The organism is Nostocoides japonicum T1-X7 (genome assembly GCF_001046855.1).
GTDB classification, from domain to species: domain Bacteria; phylum Actinomycetota; class Actinomycetes; order Actinomycetales; family Dermatophilaceae; genus Nostocoides; species Nostocoides japonicum.
The window spans coordinates 4,507,114-4,510,294 of record NZ_HF570958.1; the positions used below are offsets into that span (position 1 = coordinate 4,507,114).

The 3,181-nt window shown below is 75.0% G+C and carries 3 protein-coding genes; all 3 read left to right on the forward strand.

Going from position 1 to position 3,181, the window contains the following annotated elements; all coding sequences use genetic code 11:
* Nucleotides 1-151 precede the first annotated feature (151 nt).
* Complete coding sequence (hpnD, locus tag BN12_RS20460; protein ID WP_157635596.1) at nucleotides 152-1,021, forward strand: presqualene diphosphate synthase HpnD; 870 nt, start codon at nucleotides 152-154, stop codon at nucleotides 1,019-1,021.
* A complete protein-coding gene (gene hpnE / locus BN12_RS20465; RefSeq protein ID WP_048555358.1) occupies nucleotides 1,018-2,382 on the forward strand; it encodes a hydroxysqualene dehydroxylase HpnE in 1,365 nt (454 codons plus the stop codon). Before hpnD ends, hpnE begins: the two co-directional genes overlap by 4 nt.
* The coding region (locus BN12_RS20470) for a polyprenyl synthetase family protein (RefSeq protein ID WP_053080136.1) at nucleotides 2,379-3,181 on the forward strand (803 nt) is incomplete at its 3' end. The genes hpnE and BN12_RS20470, both read left to right, overlap by 4 nt.

Sequence of the window (3,181 nt, forward strand, 5' to 3'; positions counted from 1 at the left end):
TGGCGGGCTTCGTCGCGGGCGGTCGCGCCACCGTCACGGCGCTGCGCCGCACGGGCGGCGACGTCCTCGGCCGGTCCGCGAGCCCGTCCAAGGCCGGCACCCTCGCGCGGATGGTCGTCCTCCTGGCCGCCTCCGGCCCATGGGGTCGCCGATGAGGGAGACCGTGGAGCAGGCCTACGCGACGTGCGCGGAGATCACCCGCGCCGAGGCACGCAACTTCTCCTACGGCATCCGGCTGCTGCCCCCGCCCAAGCGGTCGGCCCTGTGCGCGCTGTATGCGCTGGCCCGCCGGATCGACGACATCGGCGACGGGACCCTGCCGGCCACCGAGAAGCGGGATGCCCTCGCCCGGGTCCGCAAGGACCTCGGCCGGCTCGGCGAGGCCGATGACCCGGTCCTGCTCGCCGTGGCCGACGCCGCGCGCCGCTACCCCGTCCCGCTCACGGCGTTCGAGGAGCTCCTCGACGGCGTCGAGCACGACCTCGAACCGGTGCGGATCGGCGACATCGAGGAGCTCATCCGCTACTGCCGGTGCGTGGCCGGCTCGGTCGGCCGGCTGTGCCTGTCGGTCTTCGGCAGCCATGGCACCGATCCGGCTCTCGCGTCGCAGTATGCCGACCAGCTCGGCATCGCCCTCCAGCAGATCAACATCCTGCGCGACGTCCGCGAGGATCTCGTGGGCGGCCGGGTCTACCTGCCCGCCGACGAGCTCGAGCAGCATGGCGTGGAGCTCCGACTCGACGATCGGGGAGCCCTCGAGGATCCGCAGGCCCGGCTCGCCGGCTACCTGCGGTTCGCGGCCGGCCGCGCCGAGGACTGGTACGGCCTCGGCCTGCGGCTCGTCCCGCACCTGGACTCCCGGAGCGCCGCGTCCTGCCGGGCGATGGCGGGGATCTATCACCGGCTCCTCGCCCGGATCGAAGCCGAGCCCTCCAGCGTCTACGACCGCCGGCTGTCCTTGAGCACGGGAGAGAAGGCCCGGGTGGCCATGGCGTCCCTCATCGGGGTGGGGCGGACATGAGCGCCGGGTCGACGCGACGCCGGGTTCTTGTCGTGGGTGGTGGCCTCGCCGGGATCACCGCCGCGCTCGGCTGCGCCGACGCCGGCTGCTCGGTCACCCTCGCCGAGTCGCGCGCCGGCCTCGGCGGCCTGACCCACTCCTTCCGGCGTCGGGGCCTGTGGGTCGACAACGGCCAGCACGTCTTCCTCCGGTGCTGCACCTCCTACCGGCGGCTGCTGGACCGGCTCGGTGTCGCCGACCTCGTCGAGCTCCAGCCTCGCCTCGACGTGCCGGTATGCAGCGGCGCGCGTCCGGGCGTCGCCCGCCTGCGCCGCTCCGCCCTCCCGGCGCCGCTCCATCTGGCGGCGTCGCTCGCGCGCTACCGGTGGCTGCCGATCCCGGACCGGCTCCGGGTCGTCCGCGCCGTGCTGGCCCTCGGCAGACTCGACCGCGACGACCCCGCTGTCGACGAGCGCACCTTCGGCAGCTGGCTCGCCGCGCACGGCCAGTCGCCCCGTGCCGTCGAGACGCTGTGGGACCTCATCGGCGTGGCGACCCTCAACGCGCCCGCGGACGACGCCTCGCTCGCCCTCGCCGCCACCGTGTTCCAGATCGGCCTCCTCGAGACGTCCGACGGCGCCGACCTCGGGTGGTCCGGAGTGCCGCTCCAGCAGCTGCACGGCGACGCGGCCGCCCGCGCGCTCGCCGCCGCGGGTGTCCGGGTCCTCACGCGCACCCGGGTCCGCGACCTCGTCCCCACCGGGGGAGCCTGGGGCAGCGACCTCGACGCCGACCGCTACGACGACGTCGTCCTCGCGACCCCGCCGACGGCCGCCCGGTCGCTCCTTCCACCCGGCGCCGTCGACCTGGCGGCCGGCTGGGCCGAGGAGCTGGGCAGCGTCCCGATCCTCAACCTCCACCTCGTCCTCGATCGCACCGTCCTGGGCGAGCCGTTCGTCGCGGCCGTCGACAGCCCGCTGCAGTGGATCTTCGACCGGACCGGCCCCGCAGGGATGGATCCGGAGGCCGGCCAGTATCTCGCCGTGTCGGTCTCGGCGGCGCACGATCTCGTCGACCGGCCCACCGCCGAGCTGCGGGAATGGGTGCTCCCGCAGCTGGGCAGGGTGCTGCCTGCCGCGGCCGACACGCAGGTGCGCGACTTCTTCGTCACCCGCGAGCCGCACGCGACCTTCGCGCCGGCTCCCGGCTGCGCGCGCCGGCGCCCCCCGGCGACGACGGCCCTCCCGGGCCTCCACCTGGCCGGCGCGTGGACCGCCACCGGGTGGCCCGCGACGATGGAGGGTGCGGTCCGCAGCGGCGAGGCGGCGACGGCATCCGTCCTCGACCAACCCCTCCGACGACCTCAGGAGCTGGCGTCATGACCGCGACCGTGGAAGTCCTCCACCGCACCCGGGAGCTCCTGCTGCCGGCCCTGCGTCGCGCCGTGGACCGCCTCGACGCGCACAGCCGCCTCGTCGCCTCCTACCACCTCGGCTGGTGCGACCCGGACGGTCGTCCCCTGACCGCCGACTCCGGCAAGGCGCTGCGTCCCGGGCTCACGCTGCTCGTCGCCGAGGCCGTCGGCGCCGCCGCCGAGGACGCCGTATGCGGGGCGGTCGCGGTCGAGCTCGTCCACAACTTCTCGCTCATCCACGACGACCTGATGGACCGCGACCGCGAACGCCGGCACCGTCCGACGGTCTGGGCCCTGTGGGGTGAGCCCACCGCCATCCTCGTCGGTGACGCCCTCCTCTGCCTGGCCCACGAGGTGATGGAGGAGTCGGAGTCCCCCTCCGCCCGCGAGGCGTCCGCGGCGCTCAGTGCCGCCACCCGGGAGCTCATCCGGGGCCAGGTCCTCGACGTCGCCTTCGAGACGCGCAGCGACGTCCGGCTCGCCGAGTGCCTCGACATGGCCGCGGGCAAGACCGGTGCGCTGCTCGCGGTGAGCGCCGAGCTCGGCGCGGTGCTCGGCGGCGCACCCGCCACCGTCGCCGCGGCATACCGGGCCTACGGCGCCGAGCTCGGCCTCGCCTTCCAGCTCGTCGACGACCTGCTCGGCATCTGGGGACATCCCGAGCGCACGGGGAAACCGGTCTTCTCCGACCTGAGAGCCCGCAAGAAGACGCTGCCGATCACCTGGGCGCTGGAGAGCGGCACCGCCGAGGCCGCCGAGCTGGGCGC

Coding starts and splice junctions, on each gene's coding strand:
- hpnD (WP_157635596.1), top strand. CDS start 152: ATGAGGGAGACCGTGGAGCAGGCCTACGCGACGTGCGCGGAGATCACC.
- hpnE (WP_048555358.1), top strand. CDS start 1,018: ATGAGCGCCGGGTCGACGCGACGCCGGGTTCTTGTCGTGGGTGGTGGC.